Raw genomic sequence first — 25,371 nt, 5'->3', positions numbered from 1 at the left:
ATCTCGTCACATCAGCAATCATCGACCCGATCGGGGTGGATGGCTAGGCGGCAGGCGACACAGCCACGGGTTCGGGGTTGGCGAGGCGGCGCAGCTTGGGTATCGGGATCCGGTAGTTGATCGCGACCGCGGTTCCTGACCCGTCGTCGTGCGACCAGCGCATCAGCGCCGGGTTGCCGTGAGCATCGCCCTCGATGAGTTCGGGCTGCCCGGTCAGGGGCAGGTATCCGCTGGCCTTCAGGCTGAGTCCGAACTGCTCGGTCCAGAAGTACGGCTGAAGATCGAGCTCGGGGGCCTCCTCGCCTCGAATCAGCGTGTGCGCGACGGCCTTGCTCTGCTCGATGGCGCTGGTCCAGAGCGGAATACGACGGATGCCGCGTCTGGTCGGGAACGCGGCGACATCGCCGGCGGCGAAGATGTCGGGTCGCACTCGCCCTCGGGTGTCCACCTCGAGGGTTCCGTCCGTCAGCAGACCGCTCGTCGACAGCCACTCGATGTTCGGGGCGTCGCCGACCGCGCTGATTACGAGTTCGGCCGCGATGACCGAGCCGTCACCGAGCACGACCAGCGGGTGCCCGTCGGCGTCACGCAGTTCGACCGCGTGCGACGACGCCACTCTCAGTCCTGCCGCTTCGGCTGCGGCGACGAAGACCTCGGAGAGGTGACCGCCGAGCTGGGTGACGAGGGGCCGATCGCGGGAGACGAGGGTGACCGGGCAACCCGCGGCGAGGCATCCGGAAGCGATCTCCATGCCGAGGGCACCGCCGCCGAGCACCACGACCGACGGCTTTCCGGCAAGCCGGCGCCGCAGGGTGAGCGCGTCTTCGAGGGTGCGCAGCGTCAACTCTTCCACCCCGCCCGCGGTCCGACCCGTGTCGGCCAGGCGGCGAGCGCGCGAGCCTGTGGCGATGACGAGGGCGTCGTACGGCACATCGGAACCATCGTTCAGGAGCACCAGCTTGCGGGAGGCATCGAGCCCCGTGGCGCTCACGCCCAGCAGTTCGGTCGCCTGGTGAGTCGGGTCCGGTAACCGGTGCGACGTCATGTCGTCGGCGTCCAGAAGCGCGGCCTTCGACAGGGCGGGCCGGCTATACGGAGCATGATGCTCGTCACCGACGATGGTGAGTTCGCCGTCGAAGCCGGCGGCCCGCAACGAGTCGGCCGCTGTGAGACCGGCAATGCCGTTGCCGACGACGACCACACGACGCAGCTCAGACATGGTCAGGCGAGCCGGAGTGCGGCGACCGGGCAGATCCGCACGGCGGCCTGTGCGGCAGCGAGGTCAGCGTCGTCAATGGTCGCGACATCCAGAATCAGTTCGCCGTCATCGTCCAAGTGCATCAGTTTGGGCGCGGCCTCTTCGCACAGGCCGTGGCCCTCGCAGCGTGGTCGATCGAGGATGATGTGGTTCATGGTGTGCCTCCGCCGAGTTCTGGAGTGGCTACGGCGCCACCCTGGCTATAACCGAGTTTGATCGAGGCCATAACCTTCGTCAAATGAATCTCGGTTATCCTGTGCATGCACGAGATGAATCGACATTGGCGGCCGGTCCACGGCCGCCCTGAGAACTGCGGAGCGGCAATGACGCCACAACTGACATGGTCCATCAAGGACACCCTGCTGGCCTACATCGAGGCTCTCGACGATGGGGTGGTCGAAGCACTCGCTCCCGCATCCCGCGACGAGGCTGGCTTCTTGTTTCCCGTGGACGAGGCAGCCTCTGATTTCGACGCCAGCAACCTCACCGGCATCCTGCAATTCGTCGGCACCGTCAAGCTCACCGGTCACTGGGGCATGCTCGACGTGGAGCTGCGGGATCCCCGCATCGAGCTGACCGGCCAGAGCGGCACGCTGCTGGTGCGGGAGCGCGGGGGTCGCAACCCCGGCACGATGCTTCCGTTCGCCAGCCTGGAGCTGGATTCGGCGAGCGCGACCGATGCTCCAGGACATATCGACGCGGCGGCGTCGCTCACCGGCCACGGCCAATTGCTGCTGGGCGGTCAGTACCGCGTCGGCGAGCCACTCAGCCGTCTTCGCATCACCTTCCCGGCGAGTGATGAATAGCGGCGCATCCGCGACGGACGCGGAGCTTGCCCGACTGGCCTCGGTCAATCTCAACCTGCTGGTCCCCCTGATGGCGCTTCTCGAAGAGCGGTCGGTGACACAGGCCGCCGCGAAAGTCGGTCTGTCGCAGCCGGCCATGAGCCACGCCCTACGCCGGATGCGCACGCTGCTCGGTGACGAGCTCATCGTGCGGCAGGGAGCCACGATGGTGCTGACTCCCCGCGCGTCGGAACTCATCGCGCCGCTCCGTCAGGCGCTTCAGCAGACCGCGCGCATTGTCACGTCCTCGTCATTCGACCCTGCCGTCGACCGCCGGGTGATCACCGTCGCGTGCACCACCAGTACCTCGTTCGTCATCGGGAGCGCGCTTGCGCGCCTTATTGCCGAGCGGGCGCCGAACACGGAGCTTCGACTGAAAACCACGAACATGACCTCGCCCACCGTGTTCACCGACGACGGTGTCGACGTGGTGCTGCTCTCTCAGAAGTTCCCCACGCAGCTTGCCCGAGAACGCCTGTATGACGACCGCTGGGTGGTCCTTGCCCATTCCAGCGCGCCAGAAGGGGCCAGCGGCCTTGAATTGTTGACGACGCTGCCGCACGTCGCGTTCGATTCGTCGCCCCACCGCATCCGCCCGTATGAGGTGCTCGATGAGCAGGGCGTTCAGTACGGGGTGCGCGACCGCATCACCGACAACCTCATGGTCCCGCACCTGGTCGCGCATGCAGGCGGAGTTGCCGTGCACCGGTACCGGATCGCCGCCGCGTTCAGCAGCTACCTCGATCTGCGGGTCGAGGAGTTTCCCTTCCCGCTGCCGGAGCTGGGCGTCGACATGGTCTGGAATCCCTGGCTCGCTGACGATGATTTCCGAAGCTGGATGCGCGACATCCTGGTGGAAACCGCGGTATCTCTTCAGATCCGCTAACGGTTATTCATGCAGTGCATACTCCCCATGCTCAGGATTCACTTGCGCCATAGATGTTCGATCCCGTTTACTGAGGCTCGATAACCACTCGCGACGGCGCGGGCCGTCCCGCCGTCGCGAACCCCGAGCCGTGAGGTGCCCGATGACGACGGAAACGTTGGCTGCGTCCGATATTGACCTGTTCTCCGACGAGGTTCTACTGAACCCGTATCCCTTCTTCGCCGAGCTTCGCGAGCAGGCATCCGTGGTTCGCCTCGACACGAACGGGCTCTGGGCGCTGACCCGATACGAGCCGCTCCGCGACGCCCTCGGAAACTGGGCGGTGTTCTCCTCGAACGCCGTCGCCTTCAACGACGCGATGAACGGAGCCCTCGCCGGAACCTCGCTGGCGACCGACCCGCCGGCCCACACGGCACTTCGAGCCGCGCTGACCGAGAACCTCTCCCCCCGTGCGCTGCGCCGGCTGAAGGCCAGCATCGACGAGAAGGCCGACGCGCTGGTGGCGAGCCTGGTCGAACGAGGATCGTTCGACGCGATCGATGACCTCGCCAGGGAACTGCCGCGGCAGGTCGTGGCCGACCTGATCGGGGTGCAGGGCGACGCCCGCGACAACATCCTGCGCTGGGGTGAGGCGGCGTTCAACGTGCTCGGCCCGATGAACCAGCGAACCGCCGAAAACTTCCCCGTAGCCGGGGAGCTGTTCCAGTGGGCCAGCACCCTGCAGGGCAAGGACCTGACCGAGGGCAGCATGGGACGCGCCATCTTCGACGCCGGGGAACGCGGTGACATCCCGAAGGAGAGCTGCGGGCAGATCATCCACCAGTATGTTGCCGCCGGAATGGACACGACGGTTGCCGCGATCGGTAACGCCATCGCGCAGTTCGCGGCGCATCCCGATCAGTACCAGCTGGTGCGGGATGACCCGTCGCTGATCTCGTCGGCGTTCAACGAGGTCGTGCGGTACGAGGCACTGATGATCGCGCAGGGGCGACTCGTCAAGGAGGACATCGAGGTCGACGGAACGGTCATTCCGGCTGGCGCGCACGTGGCGCTGCTGTTCGGGTCGGGAAACCGCGACCCCCGCCACTATGAGGACCCGGATACGTTCCTGGTCAAGCGCAACCCGGTCGACCACCTGTCATTCGGCTACGGGGTGCACGCCTGCGCCGGGCAGGGCCTCGCCCGCCTGGAGGCGTTCGCGGTGATCGACGCGCTGGTGCGCCGGGTGCGGTTATTCAGCGTCGGGCAGCCGGAGCGCAAGATCAACAACTCCAGCCAGGGCCTGGACAAGCTTCCGGTGATCGAGCTCGAGGCCGCCTGACCCTTCTCGAGACAGGGATGGTCGCCCCGGGTGGGCGACTATCCTTGTCTGAATGATCAGCAGACGTGACGCGGCACTGCGTCTCGACATCCCGCTCGAGATGGCGACCCGTCATGGCCTTCCCACCAGGATGACCGAGGACGAGATCGCGGACCTCGACAAGAATCCCCCGCCCTGGCTGGCGCAGTCCCGCGCCAATCGCACCGGCAAGCCGGTCTGGGTGCAGCTCACCTGCGACATCTGCGGATACACCGAAGCTGCCCGCCCGAAGAAGTGGTGGCCAGAGTTCACCTACCTCAGTTGCGATGACCACGACCTGCTGGAGCTTCCTGAACCCGCCGCCGGGCTCGCCCGCGAGGAGGTCTACGGCATCGGTTCGCGTTTCGTCGGGATCGTGGACCGAACCCCGTAGGGCGGCGCGAAGCGGGAGGTGCGCTCAGTTGCCGATGGGCGGCGGCGCCGGAACCTCCGGATGGGCTTCTTCCTCGGCCTTGGTCCGGTGGCGAGGCACGGTGAGGATGACGGAAATGACGGCGACCATCACCATGAGCAGGTTGAACAGCAGTCCCACCGCCCCGCCGAAGCGCAGCCCCAGGTTCTCCTGATTGCCGACGAACAACCCCAGGCTCTGAACAAACTCCGGGTCCACAGACTGGGCTGCCACGTACAGCGCCGCGGAGATCGCCACACCGATGGCGTTTCCCAGCGAGGACGCCATCTTGTAGATACCCGCAGCAGCGCCCGCCTGGTCGGCCGGCACGTTGGCCAGCGCCGCGTCGGTGGACGGGGTGGCATAGAACCCGAGGCCGATGCCGAACAGGGTGAATCCGATGAAGGCCAGGATGACGTACTGCTCGACCAGCACGAACGTCATCGAACACATCAGGATGCCGAACCCGGTGATCAGGCAGCCCCAGATCATCGGCTTGCGCGGCCCGAGCCGTTGCAGCAGCTTCTCACCAACCCGGATGGTGGACAGGATTGCGATCAGGTAGCCGAGCGTCAACAGACCCGACTGCAGAGAAGAGAACCCGGCGGCGACCTGCACGAGTCCCAAGGCAACGATGAGCGTGCCCGCGGCACCGTTGAGCAGGAAGTTGGACACCGTCGCGCCGGTGAAGGTCAGGTTGCCGAACACCTTCAGATCCACAAACGAGTTGCTCTTGGTCGACTCCAGCTGGAAGAACAGGATGCCGAAGACCACGAATAGCACGAGCAACACGATGCCGGTGATGCTCAGCCAGCCGATGCTGGGCCCCTGTGAGATGTACACGTTCAGCGCCACCAGGGCGATGATGAAACAGATCAGCCCGGACCAGTCGAAGCGTTTGTGTTCCCCGCCGGGTGCGGCGGGCGCCTTGGATTCAGGTGTGCCGCGGAGCAAGAATATCGCCACGATCGAGAGCACGATCGAGATCCAGAAGATGGACCGCCAGCCGAGGAACGACGTGGCCATCAGACCGCCGAACAGCGCACAGAACCCGGAACCGCCCCACGACCCGATGGACCAGAAGGACAGGGCACGCTGACGCTGCTTGTCCTCGTAGAAGGCCTTGATCAACGCCAGGCTGGAAGGCATGACGCAGGCGGCCGACAGTCCCTGGACAGCGCGTCCGACCAACAACATGATCGAGGTGACGACGCCGCCATCGGCCGGGGTCAGGGCGATCAGCAGGGAGCCGATGATGCTCAGGACGATGCCGGCGTTGAGGATCTTGACGCGACCGATCCGGTCGGCGAGGCCGCCGGCGACCACGATGAAGATCCCGGAAAACAGTGAGGTCACGGCCACTGCAAGGTTTCCCACGGTGCGCTCAATGCCGAGCTCATCCTGTATCCCGGGGATGACGTTGAGCAGGGTCTGGGCGAATAGCCAGAAGTTGATAACCGCCAGAACGATTCCGAAAAGCCACCGATCGGTGGGCTTCCAGCCGGTTGCGGATTTCACTGCCGCCGTGTTGCTGCTCATGTCAGTTCGTCTCCCGTAGATCGTGACGAGACCAGCCCCCGGGTCGACTGTGGAGTCAGCATACGTCCGGCCCCGCCGCGGCGAAAGACGCAAGATCCGAGCAGAAACCACACGCCGATTACGAGTCGTTATGCCCCTTGTGCGGCTCCACGCCCGACGCGGCAAGGGGCACATGCCAGCGGAAGCGCAACCCGACGACCCGGAACGCGAACACCACAGCGGCCACGGCGAACCCGGTCCAGAAATTCAGCAGTCCCAGCGTCCAGAGCACCGCGGTCGCCGCCGCCCCGAGCATCGCCGGCACCGCATACAGGTCCCGCGGATTGAACAACTGAGGCACCCGGTTCGCCACCACGTCGCGCATCAGCCCACCGCCGACCCCCGTCGTCACGCCGAGCACCGCCGCCGACACGGGGTTCACACCCGCCTGCAAAGCGATGATGGTTCCGGTGGTGCAGAACAGGGCGAGCCCACCGGCATCGAACACCAGCAGTGCTCGGCGAAAGCGCTGGAAAGCATGAAGAAGAAAGAACACCACCAGTGCAGCGGCCACCGGCGGGATGAAATACACCGGTTCCGCGAAGGCGGTGGGCACCCGCCCCAGAATCGCGTCCCTCAGCACACCACCGCCGACTCCCGTAAGAGTTCCGAGCAGCAGCGAGCCGATGATGTCAAACCCTCGTTGGGCGGCCAGCAGGCAACCGGACACCGCGAAGAAGAATGTGCCGAACAGGTCTGGGACGAGGGCCCACACATCGGATTCCATGCCGTAACTGTACGGCGAGGCGCTCCCCCGCGGCCGGTGGACAGCATGCGGGGCCGGGCGTACGTTGGGACGGCGAGAAGGGCAGAACATGACGAACGCGCAGGACATCCTTCGACCCCTCGACCAGGAACTGGTCTGGCAGCGCGAGCTGTACAAGCAGTTGCACCGGCATCCCGAGCTCAGCTCGCAGGAAGAAGGCACCGCTTCGCAGATCGAGCAGAAGCTGACCGAGTTCGGCTACGCGGTACAGCGGATCGGCGGCACCGGTGTGGTGGGCGTGCTGTCCAACGGAGCCGGCAGCACCGTGTTGGCCAGAGCGGATGTCGATGCCCTGCCCGTCACGGAAAACACCGGGCTCGAATACGCCTCAACCGTCGCCGGGGTGATGCACGCGTGCGGGCATGACATGCACATCTCCTCCCTGCTGGGCGCCGCGAAGCTGATGGCGGATGGCCGGGCCGCCTGGTCCGGCACCTACATCGCGCTGTTCCAGCCCGCAGAGGAGACGGCAGCAGGATCCCAGGCGATGGTCGACGATGGACTGGTCACCAAGGTGCCGCGCCCCGACGTGGCATTCGCCCAGCACGTCATGCCGTCGGAGGCCGGCCGGATCGGAACCACCGCGGGCCCGGTCCTCTCCGCCGGCGACTCCCTCAAGATCACCGTGTACGGTCGCGGCGCGCACGGCTCCATGCCGCACCTCGCGATCGACCCGGTGGTGCTCGCCGCCTTAATCGTGCTGCGGCTGCAGACCATCGTCTCGCGCGAGACGCAGCCCGGCCAGTTCGCGGTGCTCACCGTTGGCGCATCCAACGCGGGTACCAAGTCGAACATCATCCCCGACCGGGCGGAGTTGCTGCTGAACCTGCGCACCTATGACACCGACCTGCGCACCCGGATGGTGGCATCGATCGAGCGGATCGTCAGGGGAGAATGCGCCGCAGCCGGCTCCCCCCAGGACCCCGACTTTGAGTTCTATGACCAGTACCCGCTCACCACAAACGACGCGGCCACCAACGAGCGGGTGACGGCGGCGTTCACGGAGCATTTCGGCGCTGATGCCGTCTTCCACGCGACGCCGATCACCGCCTCCGAGGACTTCAGTCGGATTCCGGATGCCTTCGGTGTGCCGTACACGTACTGGACCGTGGGCTCGGTCCCCTCTGAGAAGTACCGCCGCGCCGTCGCCGACGGCACGGTGTCGCGGGATATCCCCGCCAACCATTCACCGTTCTTCGCCCCGGCCATCGACCCGACGCTCGGCGTGGCCACCGCGGCTCACGTGGTTGCCGCCCTCGCCTATCTGAACAGTCCCGGTCAGTAGTAGACGGCGAGCGCGCCGTTCGGGCCATCGATGACCTGCACCGGGGTATCGAAAACCCGGGTGAGCACCTCGTCGGTCATGATCACGTCGGGAGTTCCGAACTCGACGACCCGACCGTCTTTCACCGCGCAGATGTGGTCGGCATAGCAACTGGCGAAGTTGATGTCGTGCATCACGATGATGATCGTGCGGCCGAGTTCTGCAGCGGCGGTACGCAGGTGCTGCATCATCTGCACGGAGTGCTTCATGTCGAGATTGTTGAGCGGCTCGTCGAGCAGCACGTACTCGGTGTCCTGGGTGAGCACCATGGCCACGTAGGCACGCTGCCGCTGGCCGCCGGAGAGCTCGTCGAGGTAGCGGTTCTCCAGCTCGGTGAGGTTTAGGAAGTCGATCGACCGGCTGATGATCTCCTCGTCGGCCTTGGTCAGCCGTCCCTTCGAGTAGGGGAAGCGCCCGAAGCCGACCAACTGCCGAACCGTCAGCCGGGTCACGTAATGGTTCTCCTGCCGCAGGATCGAGAGCACCTTGGCGAGGTCCTTCGACTTGGTGCCCGCGACGTCGTACCCGGCGACCTCGATCGCGCCCTCGTCCAGCCCGAGCAGACGCCCGATCATCAACAGCAGCGTGGACTTGCCGGCCCCGTTGGGTCCCACGAGAGCGGTGATGCCGCCGGCCGGGATCTGCAGGTCGACCGGGCCGATGGAGACCTCGTCGCTGTAGTTCTTTCGTACGCCGGTGAGCGTGATCACAAGCGCCCCTTTCTCAGAATCACGAAGAGGAAGACGCTGCCTCCGACGATCTCGATGATGATCGAGACCACTCCCTGCGCGTAGAAGATGTTCTTCATCACGAAGTAGGCCCCGGAGAGCACCACGAAACCGACCAGCACCGCGATCGGGAAGATATAGCGGTGGTCGTAGGTGTTCGCCGCCTGATACGCCAGCGTGGCGACGAGGAACCCGAGGAACGCCATCGGCCCGACCAGCGCCGTCGATACCGCCATCAGCACGGAGACGAGGAGCAGCACTCGCATGATCTCGAACCGGTGGTGCAGCCCGAGGTTCATGCTGGCATCCCGGCCGAGCGCGATGACGTTGAGACGTCTGGCGCTTGTCCAGAGCAGAACACCGGCCACGAGACACAGTGGGATGGCGACCGGCAGGTAGCTGGCATCCGCATTCGCCACCGATCCGAACATCTTCGCGGTGAGGATGTCGAACTCGCTGGGTGTCAGCAGACGTTGCATGAAGGTGGAGACTGCTCCGAGCCCGCCACCGACGATGATGCCGACGAGCAGCATGATCTGCAGATTGCCGTACTTGCCAGACAGCAGCCAGCCGTAGAGGGCCAGGGACAGCCCGACCATGATGGCGATTTGCAGCACGAACTGCGGGAGCCCCTGCAACGAGACCAGCCCGGTGACGCCGAGGAAGTACACCGCGCCGGTCTGCACCGCAACGTACAGCGACTCGAACCCCATGATCGACGGCGTGATGATGCGGTTGTTCGTCGCGGTCTGGAAGCCCACGGTGGCCAGCGCCTGACAGAAGGCGACGATGGCCATCACGATGACGGATGTCGCGCGCAGTTCGGCGATCCGCCAGAAGCCTTCGCTGCCCACCGGCATCGGGTTGTCCCAGGCCAGCAGACCGAACGCGAACCCGAGGGCAAGGACGAACAGCGCCGACAACACGATCCAGTAGCGGCGACGCACCCGCGACGACGCGAACGGACCGGCCCCGTGCCGACCGGCAGGCCGCTTCACCTGGGAGATCGCGGGCGCCCGCGTGTTGATCGTCGCGTCAGGCACGACGGCGCTGCCGCAACAGGAGAGCGACGAAGACGACGGCGCCGACCACTCCGAGGATGAGTGACACCGGGACTTCAAAGGGCATGATGATGGTTCGTCCGACCAGGTCGCAGACAGTGACAATGGCGATGCCCAGCAGACACACCCACGGCAGATTGCTGCGCAGGTCGTCGCCGCGGAACATGGACACGATGTTGGGCACGATGAGGCCGAGGAACGGCAGCGCCCCCACGACGACCGTGACCACGCCGGTGGCGACGGCGATGAGTCCGGTGCCGAGCAGGATGATCCGGTTGTAGTTCAGCCCGACGTTGGTCGACACCTCCTCGCCCAAGCCCGCCACGGTGAATCGGTCGGCTGCGATGAAGACGGCGATTCCGACAAGGGCCACAATCCACAGCGCCTCGTATTGGCCGCGCAGCACCGAGGTGAAGCTTCCCGCGAACCAGACTCCGAGGCTCTGCAGCATGTCGGTCTGCAGCGCGATGAACGTCGACACCGAACCGACGACCGCACCGAGCATGATCCCCACGATCGGCACGATCAGCGAGGAGCGCAGCGACACCCGGCGCAGGAAAAGGAAGAACACCATCGTTCCGATGAATGCGGCGACGATGGCGCCGGTCATCCGTGCGACGATGCTGGCGTCGGGCATGAGGATCATCACCGTGAGCAGTCCGAGGCCGGCCCACTCGGTGGTTCCGGTTGTCGTGGGCTCGACGAAGCGGTTCTGGGTGAGCAGCTGCATGACCAGACCAGACATCGCCATCGCGGCGCCCGCCAGCACCAGCGCGATGGTGCGCGGGATGCGGGTGATCGCGAACATCTCGCCGCCGTTGTCTGCCCCGAAGATGTCGTAGACACCCGTGAACAGGGACAGGACGAGGAGGACGCCAACGCCGAGAACCCCGAGAAGCAGCTTCCAGTCGAAGAGCCTCTCGGGCGAACGGGTGCGTTCAGCGGTGGTTACGGTCATTGACTAGAGGAGCGGATTCAGTTCTTCTGCTCGAGCGCGTCCGCGAGCGTGTTGAAGAATTCCGTGTAGGTCTGGATGCCCTCGTTGGTGTAGGTGTCGGCGGGCATGTAGACGATGTTCGCGTCCTTGACCGCGGTGACATTCTTCAGCGCCTCGGAGCTCTCGAGGATCTCGCTCGCCGGAGAGAACGCGGGGTCGCCGGCCGCAACTGCCGCGTCGCGGTCCATCACGATGATCCAGTCCGGGTTGGATTCGGCGATGGCCTCGACCGAGATGTCATCCCCCTGGTGGTCGTCGCTGCCCTCGGGGATTTCGAGCGCGGGTGCGAAGCCGAAGATGTCGAACATCGGGCCGATCGTGCGGCCATTGCTGGGCGCGACGTAGCCGATCTCCCCGCCGGAGGTGTTGACACCCATCACGGTCTGGCCGGATTCGTAGGCGGCCTTGACCCGCTCGATGGCGGCGTCGAGTTCGGCGTTCAGCTTCTCGGCCTCGTCCTGCTTGCCGAAGATCTCGCCGAGCACCGTGGTCTGTCGCTTGAGTTCGGCGTCGAGTGGCTCGCCTTCACGGGGGTCGAGCTCGAGGATGGTGGCGTCGGGCGCGAGGTTCGCAAAGTCTTCGTGGAACTGGGCGAAGCGCTGACCGTTGATGATGAGGTCGGGTTCGACGGCGACGACCGCTTCAAGGTCGGGCTCACGGTGGTTTCCGAGATCCACGATCGAGTCGTCCGTGGTGTACGCGATCGTGTCCGGCATCAGGCTCACGGCCGCGGCGCTGAGCTCGATGCCCCAGTCGGACAGCGTCTCGAACGTGCGGTTGTCGGTCGCGACGACCGACCGCGGCGGGGTGGCGATCGTGTGCGTGCCGGTGTTGTCCACGACTTCGACGGACGCGCTCTGACTGCTGTCCGGCGCGGTGGCGGCGGGTGCTGAACTCGACGCGCACGCGGTCAGAGTGAGCGCGAGCCCCACCACAAGGGCTGCAGAGCGAATGGATGTCGCGGTCATTGTGTCCTTTTCGAAAATCGCCGAGCCCCCGAACAGGTCGGACTTATGCAGTTAGGTAAGACTAACCTAATCATCCAGAGTGACAAATCAGCGTGCTTGGCCAAGCGGGATCCGGCGGTCAGACTGGTCGCGTGAACCAACGGCCGAATTCGTGGGTGCTGCACGTCGACCTCGATCAGTTCATCGCGGCCGTCGAGGTGCTGCGACATCCCGAGCTCGCGGGCAAGCCGCTGATCGTCGGCGGGCGGGGTGACCCGACCGAGCGGGCCGTGGTCTCGACCGCGTCGTACGAGGCGCGCGAGTTCGGTGTGGGCTCCGGGATGCCGCTGCGCATTGCCGCGCGCAAGGCGCCGGACGCCGTGATCCTGCCGGTCGACGCCGAGGCCTACCTCGCGGCATCCGATGAGGTGATGGCCACCCTGCGGGCGCAGCCGGGAGCCACCGTGCAGGTGCTGGGCTGGGATGAGGCGTTCATCGGCGTGCAGACCGCGGACCCGGAGGGCTATGCCCGGCAGCTGCAACAGGCGGTGCTCGACCGGACCCGGCTGCACTGCAGTGTCGGCATCGGCGACACGCTCGTCCGGGCCAAGGTGGCCACCGGGTTCGGCAAACCCGGCGGAGTGTTCCGGCTCACCGCCGACAACTGGCTGGAGGTGATGGGCTACCGGCCCACCATCGACCTATGGGGCGTCGGCACCAAGATTTCGCAGCGTCTGGCCCGGCACGGCATCAGCACGGTCGCCGAGCTGGCCGCCGCCGATCCGAACGGTCTGGTGGCCGAGTTCGGCCCCAGAATGGGCCCGTGGTACGCCCAGCTCGGCCGGGGCGAGGGCGCGTCGGTCGTCGATGACACCCCGTGGGTGGCGCGCGGTCACAGTCGCGAAACGACGTACCAGCAGGACCTCACGACGTCCGGGCAGATCGAGGACGCGGTGCGGGAACTCGTGGAGCGGGTGCTGCAGGATGTCGCGGCCGAGGGCCGCCCGGTCGTCGGGGTGACCCTCAAGGTGCGCTACGCCCCGTTCGTCACCAAGATCTTCACCAGGAAGATCGCTGAGACCTTCGACGGAGAGGTCGTGCTGACCCAAGCGCTGGAGCTCCTCGGCAAGACAGAACGGGACCGGCCCATCCGACTGCTGGGGTTCCGGGCGGAGATGACCATGCCGGACCAGGCCCGGGACGGACACACACCGACACGCAGCGGCTGGTGAGGTCGCGGCATCCGCAATGCCCGCTGTCAGAATGGCCGCATGCATCCTCAGGTTCAGGTCCGCGAGCTGACGGCCGACGACGCGTCCGTCGGCGCGCCGCTGTTCGCGCTCTACCGCGAGTTCTACGGGCAGCCGTACGACGAGGGCGTGGCGGAGCGATTCCTGCGCGCTCGTCTGGACGGTGCGCAGTCGGTGGTGCTGATCGCCGAGTTGGATGGCGACCCTGTCGGGCTCATCCAGCTCTACCCCGGATTCTCGTCGATCGCGGCGGCACCGTCCTGGCACCTGAACGACCTGTATGTGCTGGACTCGGCGCGGGGACACGGCGTGGCCACCGCGCTGATGGCGGAGGCGGAGCGACTGGCGCGTTCGGCGGGAGCGGTCGAGCTGGTTCTGGAGACCGCGCACACGAACACCGTCGCGCAACGCCTTTACGAGCGCGAGGGGTACCGGCGCGATGCGGAGTACATCACGTACGAGAAGCCGCTCACCTAGCGCCCAGAACCAGGTCTAGGGCGGCGCGGCGCGACAGGGCGCGGCCCCGCGCACGCGCCGCCTCGAACTCCGCGGCTCGGTCCGAAGCGAGCATCCGATCGACGAACGGCTGGTAGGTGATGTATGACCGCTGCTCAATCAGGCCGGTGCGTTGCCGCGCCGTCTCGGCCGCACCGAGCAGCACTCCGGCGCGGTCGACGTCGCTGAGCAGGATCGCGCAGGCAGCCAAGCCCTCGAACGCATACCCGACGCCGTCCTCGTTGCCAAGCCGCAGCGAGAGCTCCAGATGCCGCGCGAACACCTCGGGATGCGCCTCGCCGAGCGCCAGGCGCGCCCAGCCGGCGTTCGTGAGGGTGACGCTCTCGACAAAGGGGTCGCCGATCCGGATCGCGTGCTCGAGCACGGCAAGGAAGATGGTGAGTGCTTCGTCGGCCCGTCCTTGAAAGAGCAGCACGCTGCCGAGCGCGCCGCGGAACAGACCCTCGAACGACGCGTCACCGTGGGCGACCACCAGCTCGATCGCCTGCCGCTCGAGCTGCTCGGCGCGGTGGAGGTCGGGTGGCGACGCCGAGGTGCAGGCGAGGCTCAGCACGGTACGGGCGCACGCCTCGCCGAATGTCTCGCCGGCGGCATGGAACAGCGCGATGCTCTCCTCGACAGGCCCCTGATCGACCCGGCTGCCAGGTTGCAGCAACGCTACCCACGACGAAAAAGCGAGCGCGATCGCCCGGGTCCGGCCCGATAGCGGCACGCCAGCTTCGAGGATCTGCTCCATCCACCCTTTCGCCTCCGGGAGGAGGGTGCGGATCCACCAGTAGAGCAGGAGGCGCCACACCGCGTCGGCCACGATATCCACCTCGCCGAGAGAGATCAGATGGCGGTATCCGGCGCGCAGGTTATCCCGTTCCGCCTGCAGCCTCGCGAGGGCGGCCAGCTGCGTGGTCCCGCGCAGCAACGGCTCGGTCTCGACCGACAGCCGCGCGTAGTGGTCGGCATGCGCACGACGGATGACCGCGGCATCCGCGCCCAGTTCGAACCGGGCGGTGGCCACCTCACGCACCGGGGCGAGCATCGAAAAGAAAGGCATGCCGGCCTCGTCGTGCTGGCGCAGGAGGCTGCTGTCTACGAGCTCGAGGAGCGTTTCGAGCAGGTCGGCCGTCCATGACCCGACCGCTTCAATCGCCTCGACCGCCTCAAGACTGAAGTCGCCCGCGAATACGCCCAAGCGCACGAACAGGGCCCCGGCGTCGGCCCCCAGCAGGTCGATGCTCCACTGAACCGTGGTCTCAATTGTGCGTTGGCGTTCCGGCACGTCGCGAGCGGCGGTTGTTAAAAGGGGAAGCACACGATCGAGCTTCGCGAGCATCACGCCCGGCGTGAGCGCACGGACACGGGCGGCCGCGAGCTCGATTGCCAGCGGCACCCCCTCAAGCGCCCGGCAAATGCGCGCGACATCCTCAGCGTTCTCTGCGGTCAGCGTGAACCGTGGGTCGGCGGCCTGTGCGCGATCGCCGAACAGCCGGACCGCTGGTGCATCGAGGATCTCGTCCACGGATCCTTTCGCCGGATCTGAAGGGACGCCGAGGGGTTCGACATCGAAGACGTACTCACCGCGCACCCGCAGCCTGGCGCGGCTCGTCACCAGGAAGGTCGCGTCGGGCAGATCAGCGAGCAGTGCGGCGATGACCGGTGCGGCGGCCATGACCTGCTCGAAGTTATCCAGCACGATGAGGTCACGATGGCCGGCCCGCGCGTTGGCGATGAGATCGGCCAGGGGGCCATCGCTCATCTCGCGAACGCCGAGCGCCCGCGCGATCGCGGGCACCACTTCGTCAGCGTCGCGCATGTGTTCAAGCGCCACGAAGGCCACTCGATCGAACCGTTCCCGGGCGAGCCGCGCGACCTCGATGGCGAGGCGGCTCTTGCCGATTCCGCCGGGGCCCGCCAGCGTGATGAGCCGCCGCGCGCTGTCATCGAGCCACGCGAGCAGTTCGGCGACCTCGCGTTCTCGGCCGATGAGTTGCGTGTACGGCGCCGGAAGGCGGTCCGTCGCCGCGGTGTCTGCGGTGTCTGCGGGGCTTGCTGCTGGCGCGCGCGACCTGTCGAATCGCTCCGCCAGGAGCGTCGCCAGGTCAGCCTCGATCAGTTCCGCGAGTTCCTCTGCCGTCGAGAACGGCTTGTATGAGGCGGTGTCGTCGTGTTGGATCCGCTCGAGGAGCGCGTGGAGCCGCTCCTGCCGCTCCCCCGGCTGCTTCACATACAGCAGCTTCGGCATGTCTGCCCGCGCCATCCGATACTCGTCTTCGAGGCCGGACACGTCCTCGCCCGGCGCGATCCAGCCGTATTGCTGCCAGTAGACGCCGACGAACACGTCGCTCTGCTGGAGGTAGGCCCGGTACAGCTCCCGCGGTGGGTGCGGCCGCGCACCGAGTTCGAACATGACGGGCGCGAGGCGCAACCGTTCAATCGCGCCGCGGGCTGCGCGCCGCTCGGGTTCGAGTTCGCGCAGGGTCGAGCTGACGAACACGCGCAGCCGCTGGTCGGGTGTGCGAATCACGGGCGAATCGGCCGGGCCGTTCACGGTGGCTCCGGCCTCAGCACGCATCCAACGCGGCGCAGCATGCTGCCATTCTCGGATGCGGCAAGCGCCGCCGTCCATGGGGTGGCTCGGGCGTGCGTCGGGCTGGCGTAGCGCTGTTAGCGCGCCAGCAGGGCATCGAGCCCGACTGCCATGGCCGCGGCGAGTCGGAAGTCGAGACGCGGGTCGGCCACCTTGACCGTGTACCGGTCGCGCAGCGTGAACTGGCGCTCGCTTGACATGACGGTCGCGCCGGACTTCTTGTCGGTGAAGTCGAAGTGGAACGAGAACGGAAGGTCAACGAACCGGCGGATGATGCCGACCACCTGGTTGCGCTCCTGCCCGTACGCCTCGACGCCCGGCCCGACCAGGTGGAAGCTCGAGCGCAGCAGGCTGGCACCGAAGTCCTTCTGGAACCAGCCGAGCGGCTGGCCCGCGCCATCGGTCACGTCGTACACGGCGGCGAGATCCAGCGCCTGTCGGGCCTTGAATGAGAACACCGCCTGGGTGCGCGCCTCGTCGGCGTAGAAGGTGACCTGCTCCTTCATCGCCATGCGCTTTTGTTGGGCGATCGCCACCAGGCGGCCCTCGGAGCCGTCGGGATTCGCCTCGCGCACCTCGTACCGGTTCACCATCATGGTGATGCGCTGCTTGATGAAGAATTGGCCAAGGTGCTGGAGCGTTCCGCTCGGCGGCATGTCGGTCACGCGCCGATCCTAGCGGCGAAGTATGGCCGGGCCGAGGATTTCTCCCCCGCCCGGCCAGGTCATCAGTCGCGGGTCTTCTTGGGCGTCGGGAGATCGACGTGCTTGATCATCTCCCCGCGGACGAAGTCCCACGCCTCCACGCGAACGCGGTCCTCGTACACCTTCACCCGCAGGCCGGTTGAGTGGTCGCCCTCGAGCCGGTCGCCCTCGTGGTCACTGCCATCCGGAACCGTGTTGTACGTGATGGCGCCGGTGTTCACCACCGGGAAGCCGCGGGCGTTGTCTGTGCCTACGGCGCGGTAACGGCCCCACCAGTCCTCGAGCTCGAGCGACATGTGGGTGTGGCTGGTGAAGAAGACGACGTTGGAGTACTTTCCGACGACCTCGGCGAACGATTCGAGGTCGTAGTAGTCGTGCTGGTTCCACGCGCTGTAGCTTGACGAGACGGTGTCCGGCAGCACGTGGTGGTTGAAGACCAGCGCCGGCTTGCCCTGCTTTGCCCAGTACGCCAAACGGGTATCCAGCCACCCGAGCTGCTCGTCCGAGATCTTGACGTACGGCTCAACCCCACCGCGGTCGGCGTCGCTGTAGTACTCGGTGTTGACGAGGATGATCGGCACCCCGTCGACAACCTCCTCACGCCAGACCTTGTCCTGCCCGGTGAACTCGAGGTAGCGGTCGATGTATGTCTCCGACCCCTCCGCGCCCAGCATCTCGTGGTTGCCGATCGTGAAGTACGTGCGGCCGGAATCGTGCGGCACTTCATTCGTCGCTGCTTCGAACTCGTCGTACAGCGCCTCGGAGCCGAGGTCGACGTAGTCGCCGTTGACGACCATGGCGCCGGCCGGGTCCTGCATCTCGTTGAGCTGAGCCACTGCCGACTTGTACTGCGGGATGGCGCCCTGGATGTCGCTGATCACATCGACGACGGCGTAGGCCTCGCCCTCGACCTTCCCCATCGGTTCGGTCACCTCGACGTTGTCGATTGCCCAGAACCAGTCGTTCTGCGAGTCGTTGTATGACCAGCTGAAGCTCGCGGTGCGCGCGCCGTCTGGCACGTCGACGGTAAGCAGTTCATGCGAGCTCATCTTGTCTGCGGTGTACCGCGAAAGCTCCTGCGCGGGGCCCCCGTCGAAGGAGACGCTGACGGTAGCGTGCTGCGGGGCGGCGCCCTGGCGGTAGTGGGAGTCGAAGCGCAACTCCACGACATCCTGTTTCTTCACGTCGATCTGCGGCGACTGGAGCGCCGTGGTCATCCGGTCGTGCTCGGCCAGGCGCTGGTGGCGGCTCTCCGCCACAGCGAAGGTGCCGTGACCCCGGGTGAAGTAGTGGCGCTGTTCGGTGCCCACCGCCCAGGTCCAGTCACGGACGTTGGTGAAGGCCCAGCCCGCCCAGCGCTCTTCGCCGGTGCTGAACTCCGAATTGCGGATGCTCCAATCCTCTGGCGCATCGCGGGCAAAGCCGGTCGGCGTCTTGACTGACTCGAAGTCCTCACTCCACAGCGTGGTGCGGGTCAGCTCCACGGCATCCTTACCCAGCTTGTCGGTCTGGCCTGCTGGCTCTGCGTTTGCGGCAGAGATGTTCGCCGACGCCAGCCCGACAAGAGCGAGGACGGAGGCTGCCGCGATAGTTCGTGATCGTGTTCTGGTGGGTTTCATGCTTTCCTCCGGTTCCGAGTTTTCCTTGCCTTACCAACGTATGCACGAGGGATGGCCCCAACACGTCCGCCGGGTGGCCGCCCGGTTACGTGACGGCAAACCCCCACATCGGGGGACATCACGTCGCCCTTGCTGTGGGGTCGTGTCAGGGTGTCAAATCGACTCATACGATGCGGGATCACGCATGCGACGTCGGGAGTTCCTCATGTCGGCTAAAGGCGCGAATGGTTCGTCGAAAAGCTCGGGCCGAAGCAGTCCCGAGCGTCGTCGAGCCGATGCGGGGATGGGAACGCCCGTCGATCACCCCGAGAGCATCCGCAACATCGCGCTGGTCGGTCGCTCGGGGGCGGGCAAGACGATGCTCGCCGAAGCTCTGCTCGCCGCCACGGGCGCGATAAACCGGATGGGTTCGATCGTGGACGGCACGACGGTGAGCGACTCAGACCCGTCGGAGATCCATCAGCAACGCTCGGTGTCGCTCGCCGTGCTGCCGCTGACCGTTGACGACGTCACGGTGAACCTGCTGGATACGCCGGGCTACGCCGATTTCATCGGCGACCTGCGCGCCGGGTTGCGCGCGGCGGATGCGGCGCTGTTCGTGGTGTCAGCCGTTGACGGGGTCGACGTGGCAACCACCGCGCTGTGGTCGGAATGCGAACGGGTCGGGATGCCGCGGGCCGTCGTGATCAGCAGGATCGACCATCCCCGGGCTCACTATGAGGCCGTCCTGGCAGCCTGCCAGGAGGCCTTCGGCACCGCGGTGCTGCCGCTCTACCTCCCGATTCGCACCGACGGCGCGATCACCGGATTGCTCGGATTACTGTCCGGCACGGTGCCCGAGGGCGAACATGCCGACGCCGAGGCGGCACGCGGAGCGCTCATCGAGGGCATCATCGCCGAGAGCGAGGATGAAACGTTGATGGACCGCTACCTCGGCGGGGAAGAGATCGGCCTCGACATCCTGATCAGTGATCTGGAAACCGCCGTCGCCGGCGGTTCGTTCTTTCCGGTGCTGGCCGCCTCCGCGGAGGCAGGCGTGGGGATCGCGGAATTGCTGGAGATTATGACGCGGGCGTTCCCGTCGCCGCTGGAGCGTGCGCTGCCCCGGGTGACGGATCTTGACGGCAACCCGGCGGGGCCGCTGACCTGTGATCCCGCGGGGCCGCTCGTCGGCGAGGTGGTGCGCACCACCATCGATTCGTTCCTCGGCAGGGTCTGCCTGGTGCGGGTGTTCTCCGGCACCCTGAGCGAGAACCGAACGGTGCACATCGCCGGGCACGGGCTGTCCGATCGCGGTCACCAGGATCACGACAGCGACGAACGGGTCACCCACCTGCAGTCTCCGCTCGGCGCTAGCCTGCGACCGGTGCCGTACAGCGTGGCGGGTGACATCTGTGCGCTCACCAAACTGGTCAGCGCCGAAACTGGCGACACCGTGTCCGATCGGGAGTCGCCGCTGCTGGTGGAGACCTGGGAGATGCCCGAACCACTGATGCCGGTTGCGGTGCAGGCGGCGGCGCACGGCGATGAAGACGCCCTGGCCAGGAGCCTGGGCAAGGTCGCCGCGGTCGATCCCACGCTCCGCGTCGAACGGAATTCTGAGACACATCAGCTGGTGCTGTGGTGCATGGGCGAGGCGCACGCCGAGGTGGTGCTGGACCGGCTGCGCGCCCAGGGCGTCAAGCTGCGCACGGTGGAGGTGATCACGCCACTGCGGGAGACGTTTGCCGCGGCATCCGCTGCCCGTGGCCGGTACGTCAAGCAATCCGGCGGTCATGGTCAATTTGCCATCTGCGACATCGAGGTCGAACCGCTCGAGCGCGGTGCGGGCTTCGAGTTCGTCGACAAGGTCGTCGGCGGGGTGGTTCCCGGGCAGTACATCGGGTCGGTCGAGAAGGGTGTGCGGGAGCAGATGCAGAAGGGCGTCTCCGCAGGATTTCCCGTCGTGGACATCCGGGTCAGGCTCGTTGGCGGCAAGGCACACAGCGTGGACTCTTCGGATGCCGCGTTCCAGGCTGCCGGGGCGCTGGCACTGCGCGAGGCGGCGTCGGGCACCCGCATCCAGCTGCTGGAACCGGTCTCTGCCGTCACCATCAGCGTGCCGGACGACTATGTGGGGGCAGTGATGACCGATTTGTCGACTCGGCGGGGCCGCATGACCGGAACGACGTCGTCGGGCGAGGAGCGCACGGAGATCAATGCCGAGATTCCGGATGACGAGCTCAAGCGGTACACGATCGAGCTCCGCGCCCTGACCGCGGGTACCGGGCAGTTCCGCCGCACCTACCTGCGGCACGAACCGGCGCCGGCCAGCGCCGCCGTGCACGCCTGAGCGCGGCTGAGCGCGTCGGAGCGCGCCGGCGGTTGCGCTGCGCCAGAAACGCAGGTTACCCGGCACCCAGGCCAGCATCGCGGGCCCGCGCGACCGCCTCGGCGCGGCCGGCGACGTGCAGCTTCGCGAAGACGTTAGACACGTGGTTCCGCACCGTCTTGTCGCTGACGAACAGGCGGCGGGCGACCTCAGCGTTGGTGAGCCCGCGAGCGACCAGGTCGAGCACCTCATGCTCGCGCGCGGTGAGCGCCGAGAACGGTCCGGCATCGGCCCGTGAGTTGCCTCCGGCGAAGAATGACAGCACCCGCTCGGCGATCGCCGGCGAGAACACCACCTCGCCGCGTGAGGCGGCCGCGAGCGATCGTTCGATCTCGGCGCGGTCGGCGCCCTTCAGCAGGTATCCGCGCGCACCGGCGCGCAACGCCGCGAAGATGGAGTCGTCTCCCTCGAGCATCGTCAGCACGAGCACCGCGATGCCGGGCGCCGCCTCGGTGATCTGCCGGGTGGCCTCCACCCCGCTCAGCAGCGGCAGGTTCAAGTCCATGATGACGACATCCGGCTGCAGCTCGTTGGCAAGCCGTACCGCCTCGACGCCGTCCGCCGCCTCACCCACCACCTCGGTGCCGGGCATGGTCGCGATCACGGTCACGAGTCCCTCCCGGTACAGCGGATGGTCGTCGACCACCAGCACGCGCGCGGTCATGCGAGGCGCCCTGCGGGTTGAGTGTCCGCGAGCCGGTCAACCGGGAGTCGCGTGGGCACTGGCCGCTCGGCGGGAACCTGCGTGGCCAGCGGAATCCGGGCGCTCAGCCGGGTGCCCAGTGCACTCGTCGCCAGGCAGAGCTCACCGCCGAGTTCCTCGGCGCGCAGTCGCATCGAGGTGAGGCCCAGCCCGGGCACCGGCTCGGCGGGCAGTCCGCGCCCGTCGTCGAAGACCTCGATCTCGAGGTTGCCGCCCGCCACCGCCAGCCGCACCTGCACGGAAGATCCGCCGGCATGACGCACCGCGTTTGTCACCGCCTCGGCGACGATCCGGTAGGCGGCCACATCAAGGGCTGCCGACAGCCCGGCCAGGTCCGGGACATCCGCGGTCACCGGCACAGCGGGGGTCGACATGCGCGCCGCGAGCTCGTGCACGGATGCCGCGAGGCCGAACTCGTCGAGGGTGGGCGGGCGCAGCTCATGCACCAATGCGCGCACGTCGCCGACTGCCTGGTTCAGTCGCGGCGCGAGGCGCGCGATCAGGGCGGCCGCAGCATCCGGATCATCCACGGCAAGCTTCAGCGCGGCTTCCGCCTGCAGTGCGACTGCGGCGAGCGCGGGTCCGATGTCGTCGTGGAGGTCGCGCCGCAGCTGTCGCCGCTCCTCCTCCCGGGCGACGACGACCGCCTCGCGCGCCCGCTGCACCTCGTGCGCGAGCAACACGGTGTGCGCCGCGACGCCGGCCTGCGTCGCCAGTCGCGCGAGCACGAGGTGATCGGAGGCATCCAGCCCGCCGGGGCGGTGCACCATCAGTTCACCGGTGGGCAGGCCGCCGTAAGTGAGCGACACCCGGGCGACGCCGGTCGCGACATCCGTCTCGATGGAATCTCCGAACACCGCTGTGTTTCCGAAAACCGCCGTGGTGCCGTCGACGAGAACCAGCCGGGCACCGGATGCGCGCAGCGACCGGGTGACCTGCTCGACGACGGCGGGCAGCACCCGGGTCGACAGCTCTTGCGGGTCGGATGCCGCGGCCAACCGGTCCCCCAGGCGGGCCAGCGCCACATGCGGTTCCTCGACATCCCCATGCACCCGCAGGTTGACCCAACGCTGCAGGCGAGCGTGCAGCGGCAAGGCGACCAGCGCCGCCAGTGCCGTCGCGACCACCGGGGCGCCGGTCCAGTCGCCGAGGATGCTGCCGAGCAGCCACACACTCGTCAGGTAGACGACGATCACCGCAGCCGACAGTGCGGCATAGGTGATCGAGCGGGAGATGACGACATCGATCTCCCACAGCCCGTGGCGGAGCACCGCGATGCCCAGGGCGATCGGCACCGGCAGCATGGCCAGACCGGCGATCACCTCGGTGGGTCCGGCGGGGAACGCGCGGGCAAGGCCCGCGAGCACTAACGTGCCGGCGGCGCCGAGCAGCAGCCATTTGAGCTGCTGCCGGGCCAGGCCGCCGGAGCGGCGCCAGCGGGCCGCGAGCGAGGCGATCGCCAGGGCCGTGGAGACGAGGAGCAGCACTCCGACACCGATCACCGTCACCGGATGGGTGGCCAGCGACATCCCGATCGGGTTCACCAGCTCGCGCAGCTCCAGCGGGAAGTCCTGCTGGTCGTATGGCGTGATGGCCCAGACGGTCGACGCGACGACCAGCGTGGCGACGGAGAGCCACAACGCCGGGCGCCACCGCGGCGAGGTGACCTCACCACGCGGCAGCACGTGCGGCAGCACCGAGAGGATGGCAACGTAAGCGACCACCCACAGCCAGGAGCCGATCCAGAGCGCGAAGCCGGCGAGCGGAACAGCACCGAGCCACGCCCACTCCATCGCCAACAGGGCGAGCCCCGAGGACGCTCCGATGGCGGCCGTGACCCGGCGGATCCACACCGCGTCGCTGCGGCGCAGCACCACCGACACGGCGCCATAGGCGATCGCTGTCGCCAGCCCCATGAACCAGAAGGAGGGCGTGTGCACCCGATCTGCGGCCGCGTTGACCGCATGGAGCAGCCCGCCGAGTATCCCGGTGACGACGGCGACAAGGCCTCCTACGGCTCCCATCCGCCCAGTATGGCGGCGATCAGGCGCATCGGCACGGGACAGGAAGTCCCAATCGAAGACGGGACGGGTGCCCCTCGCCGCTGGGACAGGTCCACCGCCAGCGTTATGCCATGACAACTCAGACCAACTCAGAAGTCCTGTCCCCCGAGCGCCGGACGGCAACGCGCCGTCCGCCGGCTACTGTGATCGTCGCCTCCGTTCTCACCGTCCTGCTCGCCTCGGTGGGCACCTACGGTGCGATCTACTTCTCCGGCCTCGACGGGTACGGTCCGGTGGATGCCACGTTCCTGTCCATGTACGGCTACTTGTCCCTGATCGGGATTGTGTCGGTGATCGCGCAGTTTAGGGGCAGCGGCATCGGCCAGGCCGGCGTGATCGCCTGGGGAATCTTCATGGCGCTATTCACCCTGGTGAAGCTGGTCACCATCCAGGAGACCGAGGCGATCAGTTTCGGCGTGGTCGCGCTCATCGTGGTTGCTCTGGAGCTCTCTCCCCCGACGCGACGCTTTGTCCGTTCGCGACAGGCACGGGCCGCTCGCTCCTGATCACATGACACCATCGGGATAGGAAGGCCCAGATATACACCAAGGGGTGTCACGATGACCGGGATGGCTGCTGTGCTGCACGACGGCTCCACGATTGACGTGGTGGCGGTGGGCGACGGCCGGGCGGTGCTGCTGCCGATCCGAACCGTCCCGTACGACTCGGCGACCGCGGAGACGATGCGGGCCTGGGGCGCCGATCCGGATGCCGGCCCGACCGTGATCGCCGGCCTCCGTGACGCGGGCTTCCGGGTGATCGCGGCCGATCTGGAAGGCCACCGGATGGCGCATCCCGCCGCCAAGACGTTGACGCCAGAGTCGCTGAGCCAGGACCTGCTGGCGATTGCGGATGCCGCGGACGTTGACCGTTTCGCGTACGCCGGCTACTCCTGGCTGGCGTTGTGCGGGCTGCAGCTCGCTATCCGCACCGATCGACTGTGGGCACTGGCGATGGGCGGGTATCCGCCGATGGGTGGACCGTACCGCGAGATGCTGGCCGTGACTCGCGCCGCGCACGCCGAGTCGACCGCGCCCCAGTCAACCGCGCCCGGCAGCCCCGTCGACGTCGAGCCGGGCGACTGGGATTCCGCTCAGGTGACGACGACTCCTTCACAGACCCGTCAGTTCGTCACCTTGTACGAAGCACTGCAGGACTTCGATGACGCCCGGGCGGCGCGTGAGCTGACGATCCCCCGCCTCGCCTATGCGGGCGCCGGCGACGAGATCTCCTACAGCCCGCGGTGGGGTGGCGTCACCGTGCGTATCGCTCCCCCACTCCGCGAGCATCAGGCCGAGCTGGAAGCGGCCGGCTGGACCATACGGCTCCTTCCCGGCCGCGACCACATCGGCGCGATGCGCAGCGACGTGACCCTGCCACTGCTGACAACGTGGTTGAGATCCGTCGCCTAAGACAGCCGAAC

At 67.0% G+C, this 25,371-nt stretch carries 23 protein-coding genes; 10 read left to right on the top strand and 13 right to left on the bottom strand.

The features are described from left to right. Positions 1-43 precede the first annotated feature (43 nt). Together HCT51_RS06790 and HCT51_RS06785 are read right to left on the bottom strand one after the other, a co-directional pair. Entirely contained in the window at positions 44-1,219 is a 1,176-nt protein-coding gene (locus tag HCT51_RS06790; protein ID WP_166872651.1) for an NAD(P)/FAD-dependent oxidoreductase, read from the bottom strand. A gap of 2 nt (positions 1,220-1,221) precedes the next feature. After that, the gene (locus tag HCT51_RS06785) at positions 1,222-1,413 is read right to left on the bottom strand and encodes a ferredoxin (RefSeq protein ID WP_166872654.1); all 192 of its coding nucleotides are present in this window, start codon (positions 1,411-1,413) and stop codon (positions 1,222-1,224) included. A gap of 168 nt (positions 1,414-1,581) precedes the next feature. Here HCT51_RS06785 and HCT51_RS06780 point away from each other — a divergent pair, with 168 nt between their 5' ends. The 4 genes from HCT51_RS06780 (at position 1,582) to HCT51_RS06765 (ending at position 4,722) form a co-directional block, all read left to right on the top strand. After that, positions 1,582-2,064: an HtaA domain-containing protein gene (locus HCT51_RS06780; RefSeq protein ID WP_166872657.1), complete on the top strand. Its 483-nt coding sequence runs from the start codon at positions 1,582-1,584 to the stop codon at positions 2,062-2,064. Then, positions 2,057-2,989: a LysR family transcriptional regulator gene (locus HCT51_RS06775; protein ID WP_166872979.1), complete on the top strand. Its 933-nt coding sequence runs from the start codon at positions 2,057-2,059 to the stop codon at positions 2,987-2,989. Before HCT51_RS06780 ends, HCT51_RS06775 begins: the two co-directional genes overlap by 8 nt. Positions 2,990-3,131: 142 nt before the next feature. Beyond that, positions 3,132-4,310, top strand: a complete 1,179-nt coding sequence (locus HCT51_RS06770; RefSeq protein WP_166872660.1) for a cytochrome P450 — start codon at positions 3,132-3,134, stop codon at positions 4,308-4,310. Positions 4,311-4,362: 52 nt separating this feature from the next. After that, complete coding sequence (locus HCT51_RS06765; RefSeq protein ID WP_166872663.1) at positions 4,363-4,722, top strand: hypothetical protein; 360 nt, start codon at positions 4,363-4,365, stop codon at positions 4,720-4,722. A 24-nt stretch (positions 4,723-4,746) separates the two neighbouring features. On the opposite strand, the gene HCT51_RS06760 is transcribed toward HCT51_RS06765, so the two are convergent. Together HCT51_RS06760 and HCT51_RS06755 are read right to left on the bottom strand one after the other, a co-directional pair. After that, positions 4,747-6,279, bottom strand: a complete 1,533-nt coding sequence (locus HCT51_RS06760; RefSeq protein WP_166872666.1) for an MFS transporter — start codon at positions 6,277-6,279, stop codon at positions 4,747-4,749. Positions 6,280-6,397: 118 nt separating this feature from the next. Continuing rightward, on the bottom strand, positions 6,398-7,045 hold the full coding sequence (locus tag HCT51_RS06755; protein ID WP_166872669.1) for a trimeric intracellular cation channel family protein: 648 nt from the start codon (positions 7,043-7,045) through the stop codon (positions 6,398-6,400). An 88-nt stretch (positions 7,046-7,133) separates the two neighbouring features. Between HCT51_RS06755 and HCT51_RS06750 the strand changes: the two genes are divergently transcribed. Beyond that, complete coding sequence (locus HCT51_RS06750; RefSeq protein WP_166872671.1) at positions 7,134-8,369, top strand: amidohydrolase; 1,236 nt, start codon at positions 7,134-7,136, stop codon at positions 8,367-8,369. Here the strand turns inward: HCT51_RS06750 and HCT51_RS06745 are convergent. From HCT51_RS06745 to HCT51_RS06730, 4 genes are read right to left on the bottom strand one after another with little or no spacing between them, the layout of a single operon-like run. Further along, entirely contained in the window at positions 8,363-9,118 is a 756-nt protein-coding gene (locus HCT51_RS06745; RefSeq protein WP_166872674.1) for an iron ABC transporter ATP-binding protein, read from the bottom strand. The genes HCT51_RS06750 and HCT51_RS06745 overlap by 7 nt on opposite strands. Further along, entirely contained in the window at positions 9,115-10,143 is a 1,029-nt protein-coding gene (locus HCT51_RS06740; protein WP_370626963.1) for an iron chelate uptake ABC transporter family permease subunit, read from the bottom strand. Before HCT51_RS06740 ends, HCT51_RS06745 begins: the two co-directional genes overlap by 4 nt. Before the next feature lie 28 nt (positions 10,144-10,171). After that, the gene (locus HCT51_RS06735) at positions 10,172-11,155 is read right to left on the bottom strand and encodes an ABC transporter permease (protein WP_166872681.1); all 984 of its coding nucleotides are present in this window, start codon (positions 11,153-11,155) and stop codon (positions 10,172-10,174) included. 17 nt (positions 11,156-11,172) lie between these two features. Then, complete coding sequence (locus tag HCT51_RS06730) at positions 11,173-12,162, bottom strand: siderophore ABC transporter substrate-binding protein (protein ID WP_166872684.1); 990 nt, start codon at positions 12,160-12,162, stop codon at positions 11,173-11,175. Between the two features lie 131 nt (positions 12,163-12,293). Here HCT51_RS06730 and HCT51_RS06725 point away from each other — a divergent pair, with 131 nt between their 5' ends. Then, positions 12,294-13,373, top strand: coding sequence for a DNA polymerase IV (locus HCT51_RS06725; protein WP_473964520.1), 1,080 nt, complete (start codon positions 12,294-12,296; stop codon positions 13,371-13,373). Between the two features lie 39 nt (positions 13,374-13,412). After that, positions 13,413-13,868, top strand: coding sequence for a GNAT family N-acetyltransferase (locus HCT51_RS06720; protein WP_166872687.1), 456 nt, complete (start codon positions 13,413-13,415; stop codon positions 13,866-13,868). Here HCT51_RS06720 and HCT51_RS06715 read toward each other — a convergent pair. The 3 genes from HCT51_RS06715 to HCT51_RS06705 all read right to left on the bottom strand — a co-directional run bounded on the left by HCT51_RS06715 (position 13,861) and on the right by HCT51_RS06705 (position 18,811). Next, on the bottom strand, positions 13,861-16,425 hold the full coding sequence (locus HCT51_RS06715; protein ID WP_166872690.1) for an ATP-binding protein: 2,565 nt from the start codon (positions 16,423-16,425) through the stop codon (positions 13,861-13,863). The genes HCT51_RS06720 and HCT51_RS06715 overlap by 8 nt on opposite strands. A gap of 140 nt (positions 16,426-16,565) precedes the next feature. Beyond that, positions 16,566-17,144 carry an LURP-one-related family protein gene (locus tag HCT51_RS06710; RefSeq protein WP_166872985.1) on the bottom strand — a complete coding sequence of 193 codons (579 nt, stop codon included), beginning with the start codon at positions 17,142-17,144 and terminating at the stop codon, positions 16,566-16,568. Positions 17,145-17,215: 71 nt separating this feature from the next. Then, positions 17,216-18,811 carry a metallophosphoesterase family protein gene (locus HCT51_RS06705; protein ID WP_166872694.1) on the bottom strand — a complete coding sequence of 532 codons (1,596 nt, stop codon included), beginning with the start codon at positions 18,809-18,811 and terminating at the stop codon, positions 17,216-17,218. A 205-nt stretch (positions 18,812-19,016) separates the two neighbouring features. On the opposite strand from HCT51_RS06705, the gene HCT51_RS06700 reads away from it, so the two are divergent. After that, positions 19,017-21,143, top strand: coding sequence for an elongation factor G-like protein EF-G2 (locus tag HCT51_RS06700; protein ID WP_166872698.1), 2,127 nt, complete (start codon positions 19,017-19,019; stop codon positions 21,141-21,143). A gap of 55 nt (positions 21,144-21,198) precedes the next feature. Here the strand turns inward: HCT51_RS06700 and HCT51_RS06695 are convergent, their stop codons facing one another. Then, positions 21,199-21,846 carry a response regulator gene (locus HCT51_RS06695; RefSeq protein ID WP_166872701.1) on the bottom strand — a complete coding sequence of 216 codons (648 nt, stop codon included), beginning with the start codon at positions 21,844-21,846 and terminating at the stop codon, positions 21,199-21,201. Then, positions 21,843-23,909 (bottom strand): sensor histidine kinase, encoded by a 2,067-nt coding sequence (locus tag HCT51_RS06690; RefSeq protein WP_166872704.1) that lies wholly within the window; start codon positions 23,907-23,909, stop codon positions 21,843-21,845. Before HCT51_RS06690 ends, HCT51_RS06695 begins: the two co-directional genes overlap by 4 nt. A gap of 110 nt (positions 23,910-24,019) precedes the next feature. On the opposite strand from HCT51_RS06690, the gene HCT51_RS06685 reads away from it, so the two are divergent. Both HCT51_RS06685 and HCT51_RS06680 read left to right on the top strand, forming a co-directional pair. Beyond that, a complete protein-coding gene (locus HCT51_RS06685) occupies positions 24,020-24,454 on the top strand; it encodes a hypothetical protein (protein WP_166872707.1) in 435 nt (144 codons plus the stop codon). 54 nt (positions 24,455-24,508) lie between these two features. Next, entirely contained in the window at positions 24,509-25,360 is an 852-nt protein-coding gene (locus HCT51_RS06680) for an alpha/beta fold hydrolase (protein ID WP_166872710.1), read from the top strand. Positions 25,361-25,371: the final 11 nt, after the last annotated feature.

Source organism: Salinibacterium sp. ZJ450, assembly GCF_011751885.2.
Lineage (GTDB): Bacteria > Actinomycetota > Actinomycetes > Actinomycetales > Microbacteriaceae > Ruicaihuangia.
The sequence above is the reverse complement of the archived record's forward strand: the minus strand, read 5'-3'. Positions and strand labels throughout refer to the sequence as shown.